The organism is Vibrio sp. V38_P2S17PM301 (assembly GCF_009904845.1).
Classification (GTDB): Bacteria; Pseudomonadota; Gammaproteobacteria; order Enterobacterales; family Vibrionaceae; genus Vibrio; species Vibrio proteolyticus.
The window spans coordinates 37,557-56,979 of record NZ_WXWO01000036.1; the positions used below are offsets into that span (position 1 = coordinate 37,557).

19 protein-coding genes and 1 riboswitch are annotated in these 19,423 nt (G+C 54.8%); of the genes, 3 read left to right on the top strand and 16 right to left on the bottom strand.

The features are described 5' to 3' along the window. Nucleotides 1-155: 155 nt before the first annotated feature. The 10 genes from thiE to CAG64_RS08405 all read right to left on the bottom strand — a co-directional run bounded on the left by thiE (nt 156) and on the right by CAG64_RS08405 (nt 8,493). Nucleotides 156-782 (bottom strand): thiamine phosphate synthase, encoded by a 627-nt coding sequence (gene thiE, locus CAG64_RS08360; RefSeq protein WP_161447499.1) that lies wholly within the window; start codon nt 780-782, stop codon nt 156-158. A gap of 26 nt (nt 783-808) precedes the next feature. Then, nucleotides 809-1,594, bottom strand: a complete 786-nt coding sequence (gene thiM, locus CAG64_RS08365) for a hydroxyethylthiazole kinase (protein WP_161447497.1) — start codon at nt 1,592-1,594, stop codon at nt 809-811. Nucleotides 1,595-1,605: 11 nt separating this feature from the next. Next, nucleotides 1,606-2,268, bottom strand: coding sequence for a thiaminase II (gene tenA, locus CAG64_RS08370; RefSeq protein WP_161447496.1), 663 nt, complete (start codon nt 2,266-2,268; stop codon nt 1,606-1,608). Between the two features lie 12 nt (nt 2,269-2,280). Beyond that, on the bottom strand, nt 2,281-3,231 hold the full coding sequence (locus CAG64_RS08375) for an ABC transporter substrate-binding protein (protein ID WP_161447493.1): 951 nt from the start codon (nt 3,229-3,231) through the stop codon (nt 2,281-2,283). A 16-nt stretch (nt 3,232-3,247) separates the two neighbouring features. Beyond that, nucleotides 3,248-4,030 carry an ABC transporter permease gene (locus tag CAG64_RS08380; RefSeq protein WP_443084051.1) on the bottom strand — a complete coding sequence of 261 codons (783 nt, stop codon included), beginning with the start codon at nt 4,028-4,030 and terminating at the stop codon, nt 3,248-3,250. Nucleotides 4,031-4,040: 10 nt separating this feature from the next. Beyond that, complete coding sequence (locus CAG64_RS08385; RefSeq protein ID WP_040903056.1) at nt 4,041-4,796, bottom strand: ABC transporter ATP-binding protein; 756 nt, start codon at nt 4,794-4,796, stop codon at nt 4,041-4,043. Further along, nucleotides 4,786-5,622: a bifunctional hydroxymethylpyrimidine kinase/phosphomethylpyrimidine kinase gene (gene thiD, locus CAG64_RS08390; RefSeq protein ID WP_161447489.1), complete on the bottom strand. Its 837-nt coding sequence runs from the start codon at nt 5,620-5,622 to the stop codon at nt 4,786-4,788. The genes CAG64_RS08385 and thiD overlap by 11 nt, the downstream gene beginning before the upstream one ends. Nucleotides 5,623-5,723: 101 nt before the next feature. Beyond that, nucleotides 5,724-5,837: riboswitch (TPP riboswitch) on the bottom strand. 88 nt (nt 5,838-5,925) lie between these two features. Further along, nucleotides 5,926-6,729: a 2,5-didehydrogluconate reductase DkgB gene (gene dkgB / locus CAG64_RS08395; protein ID WP_161447488.1), complete on the bottom strand. Its 804-nt coding sequence runs from the start codon at nt 6,727-6,729 to the stop codon at nt 5,926-5,928. 108 nt (nt 6,730-6,837) lie between these two features. Continuing rightward, on the bottom strand, nt 6,838-7,827 hold the full coding sequence (locus CAG64_RS08400; protein WP_161447487.1) for a zinc-binding dehydrogenase: 990 nt from the start codon (nt 7,825-7,827) through the stop codon (nt 6,838-6,840). A 159-nt stretch (nt 7,828-7,986) separates the two neighbouring features. Further along, entirely contained in the window at nt 7,987-8,493 is a 507-nt protein-coding gene (locus CAG64_RS08405; RefSeq protein ID WP_161447485.1) for a lactoylglutathione lyase family protein, read from the bottom strand. Between the two features lie 115 nt (nt 8,494-8,608). Here CAG64_RS08405 and CAG64_RS08410 point away from each other — a divergent pair, with 115 nt between their 5' ends. Beyond that, nucleotides 8,609-9,505, top strand: coding sequence for a LysR family transcriptional regulator (locus CAG64_RS08410; RefSeq protein WP_161447483.1), 897 nt, complete (start codon nt 8,609-8,611; stop codon nt 9,503-9,505). Nucleotides 9,506-9,589: 84 nt separating this feature from the next. After that, complete coding sequence (gene arfB, locus CAG64_RS08415) at nt 9,590-10,012, top strand: alternative ribosome rescue aminoacyl-tRNA hydrolase ArfB (protein ID WP_161447481.1); 423 nt, start codon at nt 9,590-9,592, stop codon at nt 10,010-10,012. Here the strand turns inward: arfB and CAG64_RS08420 are convergent. Then, nucleotides 10,009-11,007 carry a GlxA family transcriptional regulator gene (locus tag CAG64_RS08420; protein ID WP_161447479.1) on the bottom strand — a complete coding sequence of 333 codons (999 nt, stop codon included), beginning with the start codon at nt 11,005-11,007 and terminating at the stop codon, nt 10,009-10,011. The two genes, arfB and CAG64_RS08420, sit on opposite strands and share 4 nt — an antisense overlap. Nucleotides 11,008-11,141: 134 nt before the next feature. Here CAG64_RS08420 and CAG64_RS08425 point away from each other — a divergent pair, with 134 nt between their 5' ends. Then, nucleotides 11,142-11,915, top strand: coding sequence for an MBL fold metallo-hydrolase (locus CAG64_RS08425; RefSeq protein WP_237668129.1), 774 nt, complete (start codon nt 11,142-11,144; stop codon nt 11,913-11,915). Nucleotides 11,916-11,953: 38 nt separating this feature from the next. On the opposite strand, the gene CAG64_RS08430 is transcribed toward CAG64_RS08425, so the two are convergent. The 5 genes from CAG64_RS08430 to CAG64_RS08450 form a co-directional block, all read right to left on the bottom strand. Further along, nucleotides 11,954-14,227 (bottom strand): glycoside hydrolase, encoded by a 2,274-nt coding sequence (locus tag CAG64_RS08430; RefSeq protein WP_161447477.1) that lies wholly within the window; start codon nt 14,225-14,227, stop codon nt 11,954-11,956. Between the two features lie 80 nt (nt 14,228-14,307). Further along, entirely contained in the window at nt 14,308-15,132 is an 825-nt protein-coding gene (locus CAG64_RS08435) for a DUF2861 family protein (RefSeq protein ID WP_161447476.1), read from the bottom strand. Beyond that, on the bottom strand, nt 15,129-15,779 hold the full coding sequence (locus CAG64_RS08440) for a response regulator transcription factor (RefSeq protein WP_161447474.1): 651 nt from the start codon (nt 15,777-15,779) through the stop codon (nt 15,129-15,131). Before CAG64_RS08440 ends, CAG64_RS08435 begins: the two co-directional genes overlap by 4 nt. Further along, nucleotides 15,776-17,185: an ATP-binding protein gene (locus CAG64_RS08445; RefSeq protein ID WP_161447472.1), complete on the bottom strand. Its 1,410-nt coding sequence runs from the start codon at nt 17,183-17,185 to the stop codon at nt 15,776-15,778. Before CAG64_RS08445 ends, CAG64_RS08440 begins: the two co-directional genes overlap by 4 nt. Nucleotides 17,186-17,346: 161 nt before the next feature. Beyond that, entirely contained in the window at nt 17,347-19,230 is a 1,884-nt protein-coding gene (locus tag CAG64_RS08450) for a PhoX family protein (RefSeq protein ID WP_161447470.1), read from the bottom strand. Between the last annotated feature and the right edge of the window lie 193 nt (nt 19,231-19,423).

Sequence of the window (19,423 nt, forward strand, 5' to 3'; positions counted from 1 at the left end):
TCCGCCCAAGCAACCATTGGAAGATTCGGCATGGTAGCCGACAAGCAGGCCGGGAATAATCAATTTGCTGTCAAATCGCGGAAAGTAAATCACACAAGTGAGAAAAACGTCTCAGAGCCACCGCCCCACAGACTGAGGCGATGGCTCATGATCGCTCAGTTTGGCTCGTCGGATAGCTGCTGTAAGATGGCCGCGGCAGCCGTGCGCGGGTCTGCGGCATGACAGATAGCCGACACCAAAGCGACGCCATGCACGCCCGTCTCCCAGACTTGTTGGAGGTTAGCCGGATGAATGCCGCCAATCGCCACCACCGGATAACGGCTGTTGGCCAGCGCATACTCCAGCCCGGGTATCCCCCACTCTTTCTGGATGTTGGTCTTAGTCGGGGTCAAGAAAATCGCACTCAGCCCAATATAGTCGATCGGCAGTGCCTCCGCGTCGGCCAGTTGCTGCTCATTTTCAATCGACAACCCGAGCAGTTTATCATCACCAATCAGACGGCGGGCGATGTCTGCCGGCATATCAGACTGCCCAAGGTGCACTCCGTCTGCCCCGACCGCAAGTGCCACATCTACTCTGTCATTAATAATCAACGGCACGCCGGAATCTTGCAAGACCGCTTTGACGGCTTCGGCACGCTGAATAAACGCCTGCACATCGCCGTGTTTTTCACGGACCTGCACCATGGTAACCCCACCGGCGACCGCTTCCGCCACCACCTTCTTGAGCCTGGTGATGTCTTGTTGATCATCCGTCACCAGGTACAAACGATAAGGATTCATAAAAGAGTCTCCGCTTCTGCGCTCGGTCATTGCAGTTTGAGGCGCGATAACAGCACCGTTTCATCCAGTTGATACAAGCTATCCAGCAGATGCATCTGTAAGCTACCCGGCCCGTTAGCTAACTCTGCAGCCAGTTCCCCCGCCACGCCCATGACCGCCGCAGCCGCCAGTCCTGAGGTTTCTCCAACAGCAGCGAACGCACCAGTGAGCGCGCTCAGCGTGCACCCCATGCCCGTGGCATATGGCATCATGGCGTGACCATTGGACAGTGACTGAATGCGATCGGCCGAGACCACGTAATCACTTTCTCCGGAAATCACCACACTGGCCTGATACTGCTCTGCCAGATAATGCGCGGCGCCAACAGCCGCATCGCTACTGTCCAGCGCATCCACACCTTTATTTTGCGCCTGCTCGCCAGCCAGTGCGATGATTTCGGACGCATTCCCCCGAATAATAAGTTGCTGCGCCAGTTGCGCCAACTCACGTGACGCTTGGGTACGCAAACGGCTGGCTCCACATCCGACCGGATCCAGAACCACGACTTTGCCGTGACTATTGGCCTGCTCCACCGCATAGCGCATCCGCGGCAGCCATTGACTGTCGAGGGTGCCAATATTGATCACCAGCGCACCAGCGAATGCCATCATTTCGGCCATTTCCTGTTTGGAATGCGCCATGATGGGGGACGCTCCCAGTGCCAGTAGGGCGTTGGCCGTGTTATTCATCACCACGTAATTGGTGATATTCACCACCAGAGGTTTCTGCGCCCGGACTGCGCGTAATGCGTCTACGATGAGTTGTTTTTCCACGTCCTGTTCTCCTATTGTGCATCCAGACCTTGCTGCCAGAACGCCACTTCCATTCGGGTGGCGGTTTTGAATACCTGAATCAGATTTTGTCCGCGCGAGCTGTAGAGGTCGATGTCTGCCAGCAACTGGTTGAAATGCGCGGCGCCGTCGGCCACACCAGACTGAAACTCTTCGCCGCCATAGAGCTGCAACCAGGTCGCATACGGGTTGCCTTCAAGCAATGTCTCCTTTGCCGCCAACAGCGCGCGGCCTATCTCTGCGTAACCGATGGAGCACGGCGCCAAAGCGGCATAAAGATCGACCAGATCACCGCTCATTCCCGCGTCCAGTACAAAGCGAGTGTAGGCGACGGTCCCGACATCTTCCGCTTCATTTTCCATGTCTCGCTCTGTCAATCCCCACTGTTCGCAGTAGCGGACGTGATGAGCAATTTCCGAGTCCAGTAGCGCGTGTACACTTGGCAACGCGCGCCGCATGTCCTCCAGCGTGCGCGCTTTGTAAATCGCCAACGCGTACGCACGGGCGTACTGCTTGAGAAACAGAAAGTCCTGTTGCAAATAGTGCAAAAAACAGGGTTGTGGCAAAGCCCCACTTGCCAGTTGCTGAACAAAACGATGCTGGGTATACGCGTGCCAGTCATCACGGCAAGCCTCAATCAAATCCTGATAATTCATCGGGTGCTCCGGTTAGTTAAAATCAACAACGTAATCGCCTGCCTTAGGCAGAGTTTGGATGATGTGCTGGTCATACATAAACCGCGCGTAGTCATCATATCGTTTCAGATCCACCGCGGACGGGCGCAGCGCAAAACGTGTCAGAGTATCCTGCCAGGCGCGCTGGTTCAGTTCATTGCCCAGTGTATCCGGAGCATAGGCAACAAACTCGTTCCAGGCTTGCTGAGGGTGATTCACAATATAGGTCGTCGCCTGCTCAATCGCTTTATTGAACCCCTGAATGGCTTTAGCATCGTAATGCTTGGCATTGGCCACAAACACCAACTCATCGTACGCAGGAACGCCAAGCTCTTCGGGGAAAAATGCTTTGGCTTGATACCCTTCCAGCGCCAGTTGATTGGTTTCAAAATTACGCAAGCCCCCCCAGATAGCGTCAACTTTGCCAGACGCCAGTGACGACGAAAGCGCCCAACCCACGTTGATGATGTTCACGTCACTGAATTTCACGTCTTCCTGCGCCAACATCGTCCCGATAGTGGCCTCCTCATTGCCTGCAATGGCGATACCGATGTTCTTCCCTTTGAGATCGGCCATGGTGTTGATCTTACCGTTGTCGAGCACCATCAGGGTGTTCAGCGGTGTCGCGATCAGCGTTGAGGCGCGGATCAATGGCAATCCTTGCGCCACATCCATGGTCAGGCTTGGTTGATATGATACGGCCAGATCGACTTTACCCGCTGCGACCAGCTTGGCAGGCGTACTCGGGTCTGCCGGCTCCTGAATATCCACCGTCAGCCCTTGCTGACGAAAGTAGCCCCGTTGTTTGGCAATCACAATCGGGCCATGGTTCGGATTCACAAACCAGTCGAGCATCAGAGTCAGAGGTTTGGTTTCCGCGTGTGCCGCGACGGAAAACAGTGACGTCACCAGAGTAACAGCACAGATAAATTTGGTTGTTTTCACACAGAGTCCTTTTTAATCAGTGACTTTCCCAAGGGATAAATCGTTTAAGTAAGGTGTCGGTCAGGAAATACAGCGCCACCGACAACCCGGAAAGAATAAAGAGCGCCGCGAACATTTCGTCGATTTGCATGCGCGCATTGGCTTGCAGCATCAGGTAGCCAAGCCCTTCGCTGGAGCCGACCCACTCCCCCGCCACCGCACCGATGGGAGCAATCACCACCGCAACACGAATGCCAGATGCCAGTGCCGGCAAGGCCGCCGGAAAGCGAATGTAACGCAGCAGTTGCCAGCGGGTCGCACGCATGGTGTGCGCCAGATCGAGATAACCGTTTGGCGTATTTCGCAGTCCGTCATAACAACAGGTGGTGACCGGAAAGAAGATAATGATTGCCGCCATCACCACTTTGGACGCCATGCCATAGCCCAGCCAGAGCATCAGAATGGGGGCAATGGCAAACACTGGCACCGCCTGACTGGCGATCAGCAAAGGAAGCAACCAACGTTTCAGCGGAGCAAACAGCAACATCTGCAGCGCAAACATCAGCCCAACCGACAATCCCAGCAGTAAACCGAGTACAATTTCCTGGCCAGTAACCCAGGTATGACGCAGCAGAACATCGTGGCGCAGCAGCAAACGTTCGAACACATCCAGCGGAGCTGGAAGGATAAACGCCGGTAGGCGCAGCGCGACCACCAGCAGTTGCCAAAGCGCCAGGATAACCAAGGCGCTGAGCGCCAGACGAACAGCCGGATGGGATACTCGCTCCTTGCGTCGAAAGGCAGACGGCAGAGACGCCATTTGAGTGACCTCACGCATAGTCTTGCTCCAGAGCCTCAATGATCTGCTGTTGTAATTGCGCCCCATCGGCATCCAAGCTGCGTGGTGGCCGGCTCGCAGGCAAGGCCAGAGACTCAGCCTGAGCCGGCATCCCTTGCAGAATATAGAGCTGATGTGCGAGGCGAATGGCTTCGAGTGGATCGTGAGTAATCAGTACTACGGTTTTCCCGCGCAGCAACGTCGCCGCCAGCGTCTGCAACTTGTGGCGGGTAACCGCATCCAAGGCGGAAAACGGTTCATCCATCAACACGACGGGCTGGTCCTGCATTAATGTCCGGGCGAGCGCAACCCGCTGACGCATCCCACCGGACAGCTGTTGTGGCATGGCCTGTTGATATTCAGCCAGTCCAACAGACCGGAGCAGCGATACCGCCCGCGCCGTGTCCGCCGGGGCCGCCTGGCCAAAACGGCGGCTCAGACAAACGTTGTCGAGTACCGACAACCATGGCATCAACAAATCTTGTTGCGCCATGTAGGCAATTCGACCTTCGAGCGGTTGCCCATCAGAGACCGTAAGTTTGCCGCTGACCGCCGCTTGCGCGTGTAAAAGGCCAGCCAGATAGCGCAGCAAGGTGGATTTTCCGCAACCACTTCGACCAAGAATACAGGTCCACTGACTGGCTGGAATGTGCATATCGAAGCCACTCAGCGTCGCGGTATCGCTGTCTTGGTAGCGCAGCGCAAGTTGCTCCAGCGTCACGCCCAACGCCGCCGGCTCAGCGCACATAGCGGTGCCCGTCGAAGAAATGGTGTACCGGCCCATGTCCCTGACCAATGTCGAGCTCATCAGCATGCGCAATCGCCTGAGAAATATACTGTTTACCCAGATGGACCGCTTTGTGCAGAACATTGCCCTGAGCCAGGTACGACGCGATCGCCGATGACAGTGTGCAGCCCGTACCGTGAGTGTTGCGCGTCGCAATGCGTTTGGAGGACAAGCGCTCAACCCGGTCAGGTGTGATCAGCAGATCAGTACTCTGGGCGTCTTGCTCCAGATGGCCACCTTTGAGCAAAATGGCACCCGCGCCCAACTGACGCAAGTCGGCGATCATGTGGGTCATATTATCTTCATTGTTCGGGATTGGCCGCCCCGTCAGTGCGGCGCCTTCCGGCAAGTTGGGGGTGATCAGATCCGCCAACGGAAGCAGCAATTGTTTTAGCGTACTGATCGCCGCCTGCTCCAGAAGCAGATCACCACTGGTTGCCACCATCACAGGATCCACCACCAGAAATCGAGGTTGATACTGAAGGATCTTAGCGGTCACCACACGGATGATCTCCGCGTCCGCTAACATACCGACTTTAACCGCCACAACATTGAGATCGCTGAAAACGGCGTCCAGCTGCTGCTCAACGTGTTGTAACGGAACCGGAAAAATGGCCGAAACGCCCAGGGTATTTTGTGAAGTAATCGCGGTAATGGCTGAACAGGCGAAACTGCCGGTCGCCGAGATAGCTTTAATGTCCGCCTGGATACCGGCGCCACCACCACTGTCTGAACCAGCTATGGTCAGGACAATGGGCGTAGATGAAGAGTGTGTGATGTGAGGCATGCTCGCTCCTAAACTGACGTTCGGGAACTGGCACGTGAACAAGGGAGGCGGATCAACGCAGAGCGTATTTACCCTTGAGTAACGTGGACCGCTGCGCCAAGGCAGACGGTGCAATAGTTCCCTACGTCAGTGCTAACTGAATCAGGTTCAACGGGTCTCGCAATGCGATCTCAGCCTGTCATCGTTAAACGACAACGGCCCCCCGACTATTCGATGCTGCTGATAATAGCAACTATTACCGGGAAAGACACAAAAAATCCGGGCCAGGTGCCCGGATTTTCACATTTTTACTGACTTTCAGCTTCAGTCCCACTCAGGGGCAAAGTCTGGATTGGCCAGACGCTGACCTCGATCCAGTACTGCGATTTGAGCCATATCATCGGCATTCAGCGTAACGGTATCTGACACCAGATTACTCTCGATATTGGCTTTTTTGGTCGACGATGGAATCGTGACCAGATCCTGTTGCCGCATCCACGCCAGCACCACTTGGGCCGCTGACGCCCCGTGTTTATCGGCAATCGCCAAAATGGTGTCATCTTTCAGCACTTCACCGTAAGCAAACGGCATATAACCGGTCACCACGACGCCGTGTTGTCGACACCATGCCACAACATCACGGTTTTGCAGATACGGATGCACTTCGACCTGGTTGGTCGCGATTTCGCCTTCACCAACTATCGCGATGGCCTGTTCAAGCTGGGCGTTGGTGAAATTAGACACGCCAATCTGACGCGTCAGTCCAGTGGCTTTGGCCGCTTTAAGTTCGCCCAGATACTCTGCCATTGCCACACCTGAATCTTTGAGTGGCCAGTGGATCAACAACAGGTCAACGTAATCGGTCTGCAACTTGGCCAAACTGTCGCGAACGCTGTCAATAAAGTCGGCTTTAGCCAGATTGTCGGTCCAGACTTTGGTGGTAATAAACACCTGATCACGTGCTAGCCCTGAAGCACGGATTGCCTCTCCGACCTGCTGTTCATTGCCGTATATCTGCGCCGTATCAATGTGCCGGTAGCCAGCCTGCAACGCCATCAACACGGAATCGAAGGCCGCCTGCTCGTTGAGTCGAAATGTGCCTGCGCCAAGCATAGGGATGGTATTCATTCACTTTACCTTTGTATTGGGTTGTCCGATGAGGCTTATTATTGTGCCGTGTACTCAATGCGTAAACGGCAAAAATAACAAATCACTTTTGCGCCACAAACAACAATCTCAGTGGGTAATACGCGCCACGACTTTTCCGACCGTGTGCTGGTCACGCAGCGCTTTCAGTGCGGCACCGATCTGCTCCAGCTCAATCACTTTCAGTTCCGGCAGCTGTAGCTCACCCATTTCCAACAGATAAGAGACCGAGCGCCCGGCATCAGTGATGGTTGCCCGGCCCAGTTCACCATTGATGTGGCCTGATCCCAGACTCAGTTGATGGAAACTGAGTCCGTTCTCAAACGCGCCCGGATATTCCGTCGGGTTCACCGTTTTTACTAACTCCACCAGTTCCCCCTCAAATCCGAGGACTGCGGCAGCTATTTTATCGTTGTCACCACCGACACAATCGAGCGCCACTTCCACCCCTTGTCCGGCAGTGATGGCCATGACCCGCTGCACGACGTCTTCCTGATGGTAGTCAATCACGTCCGTGGCACCGAGCAAGCGCACGTAACCGTGATTAGAGGCTGAACTGGTGGTAATGATGGTATGCACGCCAAAAAGCCGCGCCAACTGAATCGCAAAGCTGCCCACACCACCGGCGCCACCGGCAATGAAAATGCTGCTACGTTCAGCAATATTGAGCTTGTCCACCAACGCCCGATAAGCCGTCCAGGCGGCACAGGGAGTAGCCGCGGCCATTTCGGCGCTGATGGCCGGATGCGGCAGCAAGGCGCGTGAGTCCTGCAGGGCATACTGGGCAAATCCTCCATATGCACGGCGCATATCACCGTGATAAAGCACACGTTGCCCAATTCGCCACTCGCTCACCGCCTCACCAACTGCAACAATTTCGCCTGAGACATCCAAGCCGCCGACAAAGTCGTCATTCATGTGACTGACCGTCTGATGCCACAAATGAATTTTAGCATCCACCGGGTTAAGTCCTACCGCGTGTACTTTGACAACCACATCAAATTCACTCTCCGGCACCGGGATCGCCAGTTCCTTAAGAACAAACGAATCCTCGACACGCTGATAGGTTACGGCTTTCATGATGACACTCCTCTGGGCATAGTTGCAGCAACCATTGCACTGCGAAATCGTCGACAGGCCGCTGACGCTGCCTGTCTCAAGCCGGTTCCGGCTTGTGGTTTAGCCGGCAGTTTACCCTGACGCGAAATCGTCCGGGGCACCGCTCAATATTTTTAACCACTATGAAGTATAGGCGCCGCTGGCGTAATGCAGCTCGTAACTGTGGCTGTAAATTTCCAGAATGTTGCCAAACGGGTCTTCCATGTAAATCATGCGATAAGGTTTTTCACCCGGGTAGTAGTAACGAGGCGCTTTCATTCGTTGCTTGCCACCTGCGGCAACGATTTTCTCCGCCAGTCCTTCTACATCCGGATCCTGTACACAGAAATGGAACACACCGGTTTTCCAGTACTCAAAGTTGTTGTCCGGGTTTTGCTGATTACTAAACTGGAACAGTTCTATCCCGATGCGGTCACCGGTCGACAAATGTGCGATACGAAAACTTTGCCAGCCTGCACCAAACACGTCGGTACACATTTCTCCGATAGCAGAATCGTCCTCCATGATTTCGGTCGGTTGCATAATGACGTACCAGCCGAGCACTTCGGTGTAAAACTTCACGGCAGCGTCCAGATCCGGCACAGAAATGCCGATATGAGAAAACGTTCTTGGGTATGGATTTGACATAATCACCTCTTCTTGATTGTGGCTTGTTGACTGCCCTCAAGATTAGGGCTGAGGTAGATAAATAAAAAATTATGATTTACTCTTATTTTAATAAAATAAATTTATCAAAATCGTTATGTTGAATCCGCTGTGGCTGAATACGTTCGTCACCCTGCTAGACGTGGGCCATTTCACTAAAACGGCCGAGAAGCTTTACATGACTCAACCCGGAGTCAGCCAGCACATCCGTAAACTGGAAGAAGCCTGTGGCCACGCCCTGCTCCTCCGTGACAAGAAAAGTTTCCAACCGACCGAGCAGGGTCGCCTGGTGTACGCCTACGCAAAACGGTGTCAGCAGCAGGAAGCGGCCTTACTCGACAACCTCAGTTTTGACGATCCATTTCGTGGAGACTTTACCCTCGCGTGTTCCGGTTCACTGGCATTACAGATTTACCCGCTACTGCTGGATTTACAATGTAAATATCCTCAACTGATTCCACACGTCGAAGCCGCGCCCAATCAACGGATTCTCAACGCCGTGCAACAAGGAGAGATCGACCTCGGCATTGTGACTCATTTACCCAATCCGGCGCTGTTCGATGTCGATGTGCTTGGCCACGAGCCTTTGTGCCTGATCGTTCCGGCCAACACTAAGTTCGCAAGCCACGCCGCTCAATCTCTGCAGGACTTGGGGCTTATCCGCCACCCCGATGCGGCGCACTATCTGTCGCTCTACTTTAGCCATTGCGGTGACCCGGAACTGGCCGCAATGAATATTGACACTATCCCAGCCTCGGGCTACATCAATCAACTCAGCCAGATCCTCGTGCCAGTCGCGAAAGGCATTGGCTTTACGGTTCTGCCAAAAAGTGCGTTGAACAGCTTCTCTGCCCGCAAGCAGTTGGACGTTTATCAGGCGCCTCAGGCGGTACAGGAAACTTTGTATCTGGTGAAAAAACGCCACCGCGCACTGCCGGCACGTTTTCACACCGTTCTCGACGTGCTGAAACAAACCATCGCTTACAGCGAGTAACCTGTACGCCCCACAGATCGCCACTCGCAACTTGGCGTTGGCTTGATTAGAATAACCACAGAACACACGACCAACAGCAGGCTTATGCTTAAGATATCCAACACCGTTGAACTGGCCGACTGGGAGATTGAACTGTCCGCCATCCGCGCCATGGGCAGTGGTGGCCAGAACGTCAACAAGGTGTCCAGTGCCATCCATCTGCGCTTTGACATCCAGCGCTCGACGCTGCCCGCGATTTACAAGGAGAAATTGCTCGCCTTGTCTGATTCACGGATCACCAAAGACGGCGTCATCGTGATCAAGGCACAAACGTTCCGTACTCAGGAACAAAACCGCGAAGATGCGCTGAATCGCCTCAGAACTCTGATCTTGTCAGCCATGGTAGTGGAGAAGAAACGTAAACCGACCAAACCGACCCGGAGCTCACAGCGCAAACGGGTGGACGCGAAAAAACGCACTGGCGCGACCAAATCGCTGCGCGGCAAAGTCTCCTACTCATCCTCCTAGTTGACGTGCACTCCCTCGCTCTGAAACGTGCGGCGCCACTCTTTAGGGGTGACAGCAAAGCGTTGTTTAAACTTATCGCGAAACGCAATCACTGAACTGAAGCCGATTTTGTCGGCAATACGTTCAATCGTCAGATCCGTCGACTCCAACAGTTCCTGCGCCAGATGCAGACGCTCAGCCGTCAACCATTGTCCCACTGACATTCCGGTCGCTTTCTGGAACTGGCGGGTAAAAGTCCGCCGGGTCATCATCACCGATTCGGCCAACGCATCCAGACTGTGCGCCTGCTGAATGTCCTGGCGTAAACGGCTCAACAGTTGGTTGATTCGGACGTCCGCGGTTTTCTCCGGGATCGGACGCTCAATAAACTGCGCCTGTCCCCCATCCCGGTGCGGCGGGATCACCATACGTCGAGCCACTTTATTTGCCACAGCGCTGCCATAGAATTTGCGTAACACATACAAACAGCAATCCAATCCGGCAGCAGTGCCTGCCGACGTAATCAAACGCTCACTTTCAACATACAATGAGTTGGTGTCGAGGTGTACCTGAGGAAAGCGACGGGCAAAATCCTGCTCCACTTCCCAGTGCGTCGACGCTTTTTTGCCGTTCAACAGCCCCGCGTAGGCGAGCACATAGGCACCCAGACACAACCCTATCAACATCGCGCCGCGTCGATGGGCGTCTACCAGAGCGTCCAGCAGTGCCGGATTAGGTCGTTCAGTGTGGCTGCGCCAATATGGGATGATGATCACGTCTGCGTGTTGCAGTGTTTCCAGTGCGTCTAAACGGGTGAGCGCCATACCAATATCCGAACCAATCGGTCCGTCTTCTCCTGCCACAATTGACAGTTTAAATAACGGCTCTCGTACACTGCTGCGACCAAAAATGATGGCCGGGACAGAAAAGTGAAACGGGCTGAAATGGTTGAAGGCCACAATGGCAACCTTAGGCAGTGAGCGTGGAGGTTCCGGTGTCGTGTCGGTAACAAGCATTGGCTTTCTCGGGTGAGTTCTGGTGCCGATCAGTATAGCAACTTTGTCCCGATTTATATCAACAATGTCCTTTGGGACAATGTTTAACAGCGCCGTGACTCAGGATAATGGCGCTAAGTTAACAAGAGGAAGCCATGATGAAATTCACCCAAGTACGCAATGCCACCGTTCAGATTGAATACGCCGGACAACGTTTTCTGGTAGATCCCGTGCTGGCGGATAAAGATGCCTATCCCGGCTTTGAAGGCACACTCAACAGTCACATTCGTTGGCCGACGGTGCCGCTGCCGATGGACAGCGCACAGATTCTGGACGTTGATGCGATTATTCTCACGCACACGCATGCCGATCATTGGGATGAGGCTGCGATTCAGTCTGTTCCCAAAGACATGCCGCTATTGGTACAGCATGACGCGGATGCCGAGTTGGTGCGGAATGCCGGTTTTCGCAACGTGTCGATTTTAGGGGAGCAAACCCGCTTCGGAGAGGTCACTTTGTCGATCACGACTGGTCAGCACGGCTCCGACGCCACCATGGCGCTGCTTGGTGATCGCCTCGGCCAGGTGAGTGGCGTGGTGTTTCGTCACCCAAGCGAAAAAACCACCTACCTCGCTGGCGATACCGTCTGGAACTCAGACGTCGAGCACGCCATTGCACGGTATCAACCTCAGGTGATCATTCTCAATGCGGGCGATGCGCAAATTCCGGGGCTTGGCGCGATTATTATGGGCAAGCAAGATACCTTAACCGCCCATCGCGCGGCACCTGAGGCCACCATTATTGCCACACATATGGAAGCGGTAAACCACGCCGTACTCAGCCGCGAAGAATTGCGCGAGTTTGTTACGTCGCATCAGTTGCAACAGAAGATTCTGGTGCCGGATGACGGCGACAGCTACACCCTGTAAACCGGGCAAGCAGAGGCAGGAGGAGACGTGTGCTCCTCTTACCCAGTTTTATGGGGTGGCACGGTCAGCGGCAAACTGCGCCAGCGCAACGTTTTGCCATTACTCAGTTGCGCCAACAGTGTGCCACCAGGCAACACCTCACCCGAGTCCAACTCGTACGCCTTAGCTGAGAAGTTGGCCGTCAGTTGCGAGCCATCACTAAAGCGGGTTTGTTGTACCTGACCAGACGTGTCCAGCCACACAAAATCGACCAACGCCTTATCCCATAACACCTGATGCAGCGGCGCGAATATTTGCTGATAGTGCTGCAATTGACGAATGCGCGGAGAATCTGGGGCACTCGCCTCGTCACGACTTAAATGCACCATTGCTGGCGTGTTGTACAGCATCGCTTGCAGATCCCGCACGGTTTTGACATCGGAAAACTTGAGGCTGTCAGTATGCCAGTGATGAGAGTTGATCACCTCGTCATGGAACACCGCCTGATACAGGGGCACTTTGAACTGAGGGGCAAACAGCAACTCACGGTACATCGGCTTGACCCGCGCTGACTTAAAAAAGAAATCGGGTTTCTCATCCGGATACCAGGCTCCTAAAAAATAGGGCGACTGGCGCTGCGTGGTCATCGCCGAATCCCGCCAGCCAAAGCCCACCGTTTCCATCCCGTGCGCAAACACAATTCCCGTCATCGTCAGGGCGTTGCCATCTTCAGAGCCCAGGACCACCGGTTCGTTCGTCGCCAATGTCGTCATCCGCTGGTTAAACGCCTGCAACATCGCGCTTTCACTGCTTTTGGCGTGGTAATCTTCCCGGGCCATGGCCGTGGCATCTACATCGAGGAACAAACTGTTGAAACGTCCATAGCGCAGCACCTCACGCACCCGGTTTTGTACGTAATCCATCCTGCAGGCAGGATTAAGGTAAAAACCATGGCCGCGAAACCCGGTCTTTTTGCTGCCGTCCGCCATTTCAATCGCGCACTCTCGGCGCATTTCGTCCGGCAGTTGGGCGGTCAGCCAGCTGTCATTCACGCCTTTGGCTATCGCGGTATTATACGAATCGTACACACCGAACAGATAACCCGCCTGTTTCATCTGATCAACGACCTGTGGCTGATAAAACGCCGGAATCCAGTTATCCAGCCCAATCCAGAGTTGGTTAAGTCCAGCTTGTTGCAGCGTCGTAACCATCTTCGATGACAGCCCCTGCCCCCAGCTTGATGGCGGATGAAGATAAGCGCCAGCTTGCTCAGTGAGCCACTGTTTACGCTGCTGCGCCGCCAGATACTGTTCCCGGACTATACCGTTCTCCGCCGGTGATATCATACGGTTAAGCGCCTGATTGATATCGGCCACCAGCAAGCGGCGATGATAAGCACTCATCCACTGTTGTTTGTGTTTCCGATCGGTCAACTCTTGGCGGACGGTTTCAGACGGATGCAGAATCGGCTGGCGAAAATACCAGTTTTTCAGCCCCCACCAATCGTTCACGTCTTCCTGTGCCAACAGATCACGACCAAACAGGTAGACATGGCTAGCCCCAATGAGCTTTTCTACCAGCGGATTAACGCGCCGTTTGTCCGCCAGAGACTGACGCAGTCCCTGTTGGTCGCGCCAGCGGCGATACGCCTTGGCACCGTCGAGTGCGTGATGGCCCAGAGAGATCGCCAGCGTGAACGGCTGCGTTTGATTAAGCGACGTAAACTGATGCCTGGCAGTCATCCCTAATGTCCCGCCACTCTGCGAGAAAAACAGCTGGTTATTGGTCGGTTGCGTAAGGTGATAACTGATAAACCGTGCGCCCTGCTGAACACTCCAGAACGGCATCTTCAGATCCTGGGTGGTGTTTGACCCAGAATGATGCTCGGTAAGATAGCGCGCCCAGCCAGCATGGCGGATGGGAATACGCATGCCTTCATCCAGTGGCAGCAGCAGTGTTTGGCTCTGTTGCTGAGCCAGCTCAAACCAGTTCAGCGAAACGGGCTGCGCACGCGCGACTGCGCGATCCTGTGGCCAACTGAAACTCAGTTGCAGCGCGTGTTCCAGTGTCGCTGACACCCGCACTCCACTAGGCAGCAACCGCCACTCCGCCTGAGTCGCGCTTTGGCTCAGCATGTCAGCCTGTTGAGGAGTATCATTGATGCTGAGCGCATCCTGATTGACCGAGAGAAGCGCATCTGAAGTCTGTACGCTGATGGCCAGCGTTGCCGGGTTAATCTGCCAGGTTTGCTGAGCACGGCTGAGCGTCAGCGCTTTCGTTGGTAAGGCAATGGTTAAGGCCAGTGCCCCAGCGAGTAAAATTTGAATTTTCATCGGGTTCTCCACGTTATGAACCGCCTGATTAAAGCGGCACTGCGGATCACCAATGTCACCTATATGTCTTTGTTACGAACTCAGTTCACCGGCTGAGTCAGGCGCTGAACCCGATGAATGCGAATCGAGCCCTGGTACTCGCTCTGCATCACACTGACACTTTGCCAGCTCGCCTGCAGGGGTGCGGGAGGAAACACATTTTCCGTATCAGCGGCGACAGGCTGGGCATCAAGTAATTCGAACTGGCGATCAAAATACTGCCATTGGGCCTGAACGGGGGCACAACCGGAGGTGGTCGATGGCAGATTCAGTAACACACGTTGTGGATCTCGAACATCGGACTCGGCCCAATGGGAAGACTCGGAGGCAGCAATCACCAGCGGCACACTACGCCCATCGATCGTCAGGGCATAGAGCCCCGAAGTAAACGGCGCCAGCAATTCTGCACTTTCCGCTTCCAGATAGTCCTGCTCCCACGACCCACTGCCCACAGGCTCGAATGCGTGCTCAAGCAACACGTTACCTTGTGGATCGCGCAGTGTGATCATGACGGGCCGACGCAACAATTCCACGGCAATTTTGACCTGATGGCCGCGAAAACTCTGGTTGGTTTTATCGATGAACGATACCGTGACAGCGGCTGGCACAGACAGTGACAATGGCAGCGCCTGACCGCACTGAGTACGTGACAGGATGACCTTCTTCACCGCCAGCCAATGCTGCTCATCGATTGAGTGTGACTGCAGCGCCAAGCTGAGTTCATGCCAGGCCAGCAGCGGATGTCCCTGCGCCAACTGCTGGTAGGTATTTCGCAGCAGCGTGGGGGCGAACCAAGCCTCTGACGCCGCGGCAAGGGAGTGCGGGGTTGACCACATCAGCAATCCGACAAGCGCAATACGTTTCATTGTTCCGCTCCTCTCAGACGGTAGCCGACACCACGCAACGTCTCAATGGCCAAACCGGGCAATTTTTGTCTCAGATGCAGAATGTGATTATCGACGGTTCGCGTGGTTGGAAAACTCTGATAACCCCAAATTTTATTCAGCAGTTCATCACGGTGATAGACGCGATCGGGATTCTGGAGCAACAGCACCAGCAACTGAAACTCTTTAGGTTTGAGAGTCACCGCCTGACCGGCTTGCATCACAGCGCGGCGCGCCACATCCACTTCCAGATCCGCGTAACGAATCTGGCTGCTGCCCACCGAGCGCAGTTGCACTTGTATGCGCGCCAGCAGCTCTTCATGGGCAAACGGTTTGAGCACGTAATCATTGGCACCGGCCTGTAGCCCTTCAACGCGCTGACCGATCTCCACCCGGGCCGTCAGGATGATCACCGGCACGGCTTTGCGCATCAGCCAGTGCGGCAGCAGGCGCAAACTATCGCCGTCTCTCAATTGACGATCCAGGATCACCAGATCCGCACCATACCAGTGCTGGTCGACGTTTTCGCTGCCCGTTAACCACTGGCACTGATATCCCTGCCGGATCAGATAGTCATGCAGACCAGCTCCCAGCAGGTTATCGTCTTCAATCAACAGAATCGTTTTCATAACGGCAGTTCCAGAATACAACGGGTCGGACGGCGACGGACCGTCAGTTGTCCGCCCATACGGATCATCAGCCGCTTGACTAACTGCAAGCCCACCCCCATGTTGTCAGACGTCACGGGACGGCGGCGCCACAAACGTCGCCATTTGGGTGCGAAGTCCCCACAGTCAGAGACTTCAATTCGCAGCGTTCGCAACACCGACACGTCCACTCGCACTGGCTCGGCGCCATGCTGTAGTGCATTTTTCACCAAGTTAACCACACATAACCCCAACCAGTAATACGGCAAGGACACCTGCATGTCTTGCTCAATGTGCAGGTCGACCGGATAGCCTTGCAGGCAGTGGTCGAAAAAGTCTGACAGCCAGGCTTCATGACACCTGAACGCGTCATCGTCCTCCGGGCTGAGATAACCACGGCTGGTATCAGCCAACTGCGCTAAGCGCTGATGATCCGCCATCAGACGCCAAAGCGCCTCCTGCCCTTCGGCCGACATAGTGTCAAATTGTTCACGCAGCGCGTCTACCGTCAAACCGAGGCTGGCGATCGGCGTACGCAGCTCATGAGTGAGCAGTTGCAACACAAAACGCCGCTCGCGAATATGTTGGTAACGCACCCACAACGCACGCAGCAGCAATAAAGCCACCAGCGCCAGACTGACACTCAGCGCTGCCGACAACCATATGACCTCCGTACTCACCTGAGTCAGACACAAGTTGCCATAGCGGTAGTCACACCCGGACTGAGCGCGGCTGAGCTTCAACCCGAGTTGGTCTGCCAGAGGTCGCCAGTCTTCGGCATGCACTGCACGCCACCCGTCGTCACTGCTCAGCCACAATTGTTGCGACGGCGCCAGATAGGCGCGATATCCGCGCAGCAGTGCATCAACGCCTTCGCGTCCGGGGTCTTGCCATAAATGATGCAAAGGATGGCGGACGCTGGCCAGCGTCAGTTGTCCGACGTGCCGGGCTGCAAAAGTGGCCTGCTCATCCGGCTTCAAACGCGCTAAATAGCGCTCTGCGTAGCTGCCACCGGCGGGATGGCGCCAGTCCGGGGAGCGCAACCATTCTTCGGTTAGCGGCGTTTTGCGGCACAGTGCCCGCTCAAATTCAACCGCACGGCTCAAGGTCGCGGGCCACGGTTCGGTGGACTGACAGGTTTGCGCCAGCTGATAGAGACGTTCAATCATCGGCCAGTCGAAACGTGAAAAGTCCGGGTACTGGCTGTCACTGGATAACACATCGTCAGCATAGTCCCCCAGTTGATACGCAGCCACCTCACTTATCGCCGGCAACACCAGCGCCTGCTGATAGAAGCGCTGCCATTGTTGCAACGGTGCATCGGCGGCGTGAATCTGCGGCGGCGCCATCAGAACAATCAGGGGGAGCAGTACACGTGCAGCGGACATCGGTAATTAAAATTGGGTGAGAGATGAGCTCATCGTAGCGCCAATCAGCGCAGAAGTGTAACCTCAATGTCAACAAACCGAGTCCCGGCGCTCCTTAGTCAAACGGCCGAAATTAAAAAAGGGAGCGACCGCTCCCTTTGCTTTCTCCCGATACATTGCTGTTATGCGCCGATCACACCGCCATCGTCACGGGTGATCATCATGATGGTTGAACGCGGCTTGCTGTTTCCACCATAAGGGAAGTGCGACGGCGCGCCGTCTTCTCCCGGGTGCTGCACCCCAACAAACATGGTTTTGTAATCCGGGCTGAACGTCAAACCGGTGATTTCACAGGCAACCGGCCCGGTCAGAAAACGGCGTACTTCGCCGGTCTGCGGGTCACCACACAACATCTGGTTGTTACCCTGGCCGGCAAAGTCTCCCTGATTGGAGTAATTGCCGTCAGTCTGAATCCACAGGCGACCGGCTTGGTCAAAGCCGATGCCGTCCGGGCTGTTAAACATATTGCCTGCATTGATATTGTCACTGCCTGCGTACAAATCGCCACTGTGCACCGTCGGGTTACCGGCAATCAGATACAGGTCCCAGTCAAACTCCTGATGGGTGTGATCGCCACTGGTCGGCATCCAACGCAGGATCTGACCATAATGGTTTTCTGCGCGTGGGTTAGGGCCACCCACGGGTTGGCCGTCCTTCACGCCACGATGTTTGTTGTTGGTCAATGTGCAGAAAACGTGCTTTTCATCCGGATGCACCGCCACCCATTCCGGGCGATCCATGGTCGTTGCGCCCACCAAAGTGGCCGCGCGACGGGCAAAAATCAGCACTTCCGCTTGATCGTGGAAACCGTTCTCTGGGGTCAGACCATTTTTACCCAGCGTCAGCTCGATCCATTGTCCTTTGCCTTTTAACTCCGTACCATCGATGTCGAATTTGGCGACATATAAGGTGCCCTCTTCAAGCAACTTACGGTTTTGGGCATCTTTGCCCGGGCGATAACGCTCTTTTGACACAAACTTGTACAGGTGCTCACCTCGCTCATCATCTCCCAGATACACGACCACATGCCCATCGGCATTCACCACCAACGCGGCATTTTCGTGTTTGAAACGGCCCAGTGCCGTGCGTTTCATTGGTGTCGACTTAGGGTCATTTGGATCAATTTCCACCACCCAGCCAAAACGGTTGGCTTCATTCGGATGCTTAGCGACGTCAAAGCGTTCATCTGCTGTTTCCCACTGATACCCACTGGGTTTCGCAGCGATGCCATAACGTGTCTGATCGTCAGTCAGTGTAACGTCGTCCGCGCTGGTGCCGAAGAAGTCATCAAAATTCTCTTCACAGGTCAGGTAGGTGCCCCAAGGCGTCTGCCCATTGGCGCAGTTGTTGAACGTACCCAGCGGTTTGCGACCCGATGGATCGGCTTTGGTTTTCATCCATTTATGCCCGGCGGCCGGGCCGGTCAGACGCATTTCCGTATACGCGGTAATCCGGCGGTTACGCTGCCCGTAAAGATCCACCTGCCACTGACCGCCTTGCTTGACGATCTCAAACACCGTCACACCCACGGCAGCCTGTGCTTTTTTCACGTCGTCTGCCGTCATTGTCTGCCCCTGATGATCAAACAGGTATTCGTAGTTGGTGTATTCGTTATTCACAGCGATCACCGCACGCTCTTCGGAGATCGGGAACAAACTCATACCGTCCGTATTGTCGCCAAATTGTTGAGCCTGAGTCTGCGCATCCTGTTTACCATTGGGAGCAAACGCCGGGGCATCAGGGAAGATCGGATCCCCCCAGGAGAGCAGTGGTGTGGCTCTGTAGCCTTTAGGCACCACAAAGCTGTCCGCTGTCGAGGCGGGAACCGCTTCAAAGTTCAATAACTGGCTAGCCGATGTACCAGCCGCAACGGCTTTGGCAATCGGGTTTAATGACAAAAAGGCTCCGGCACTCACCGCGGCGGTTCCAGCCAAAAAACGGCGGCGAGAGAGTCTCGCTTCGATCATCTGACTGAATTGAGAATCTTGCTCATCACGCTTCCACATCACTTTCTCCTTGATATAAGGTCGGCTTTTTTTAGTGAGCACACAATAGATGAGCAACGTGACGCTTACGTTAAGCTTTTGTTTCTGTTAAATAACAGTGGATTTCGCAGCGCTTGGTAACAGCAAAGTGATGCCATCGATCTTGAAAAAACGAGATCCAGTGCAAATATTATCTACAAATCCGCTAAATTTT

What these genes read in the sequence shown, in the direction of transcription:
- thiE (WP_161447499.1), bottom strand. Translation starts at nt 782, where the DNA reads ATGAATCCTTATCGTTTGTACCTGGTGACGGATGATCAACAAGACATC.
- tenA (WP_161447496.1), bottom strand. Translation starts at nt 2,268, where the DNA reads ATGAATTATCAGGATTTGATTGAGGCTTGCCGTGATGACTGGCACGCG.
- CAG64_RS08380 (WP_443084051.1), bottom strand. Translation starts at nt 4,030, where the DNA reads ATGGCGTCTCTGCCGTCTGCCTTTCGACGCAAGGAGCGAGTATCCCAT.
- CAG64_RS08385 (WP_040903056.1), bottom strand. Translation starts at nt 4,796, where the DNA reads ATGTGCGCTGAGCCGGCGGCGTTGGGCGTGACGCTGGAGCAACTTGCG.
- thiD (WP_161447489.1), bottom strand. Translation starts at nt 5,622, where the DNA reads ATGCCTCACATCACACACTCTTCATCTACGCCCATTGTCCTGACCATA.
- dkgB (WP_161447488.1), bottom strand. Translation starts at nt 6,729, where the DNA reads ATGAATACCATCCCTATGCTTGGCGCAGGCACATTTCGACTCAACGAG.
- CAG64_RS08400 (WP_161447487.1), bottom strand. Translation starts at nt 7,827, where the DNA reads ATGAAAGCCGTAACCTATCAGCGTGTCGAGGATTCGTTTGTTCTTAAG.
- CAG64_RS08405 (WP_161447485.1), bottom strand. Translation starts at nt 8,493, where the DNA reads ATGTCAAATCCATACCCAAGAACGTTTTCTCATATCGGCATTTCTGTG.
- CAG64_RS08410 (WP_161447483.1), top strand. Translation starts at nt 8,609, where the DNA reads ATGTTGAATCCGCTGTGGCTGAATACGTTCGTCACCCTGCTAGACGTG.
- arfB (WP_161447481.1), top strand. Translation starts at nt 9,590, where the DNA reads ATGCTTAAGATATCCAACACCGTTGAACTGGCCGACTGGGAGATTGAA.
- CAG64_RS08420 (WP_161447479.1), bottom strand. Translation starts at nt 11,007, where the DNA reads ATGCTTGTTACCGACACGACACCGGAACCTCCACGCTCACTGCCTAAG.
- CAG64_RS08425 (WP_237668129.1), top strand. Translation starts at nt 11,142, where the DNA reads ATGATGAAATTCACCCAAGTACGCAATGCCACCGTTCAGATTGAATAC.
- CAG64_RS08430 (WP_161447477.1), bottom strand. Translation starts at nt 14,227, where the DNA reads ATGAAAATTCAAATTTTACTCGCTGGGGCACTGGCCTTAACCATTGCC.
- CAG64_RS08435 (WP_161447476.1), bottom strand. Translation starts at nt 15,132, where the DNA reads ATGAAACGTATTGCGCTTGTCGGATTGCTGATGTGGTCAACCCCGCAC.
- CAG64_RS08440 (WP_161447474.1), bottom strand. Translation starts at nt 15,779, where the DNA reads ATGAAAACGATTCTGTTGATTGAAGACGATAACCTGCTGGGAGCTGGT.
- CAG64_RS08445 (WP_161447472.1), bottom strand. Translation starts at nt 17,185, where the DNA reads ATGTCCGCTGCACGTGTACTGCTCCCCCTGATTGTTCTGATGGCGCCG.
- CAG64_RS08450 (WP_161447470.1), bottom strand. Translation starts at nt 19,230, where the DNA reads ATGTGGAAGCGTGATGAGCAAGATTCTCAATTCAGTCAGATGATCGAA.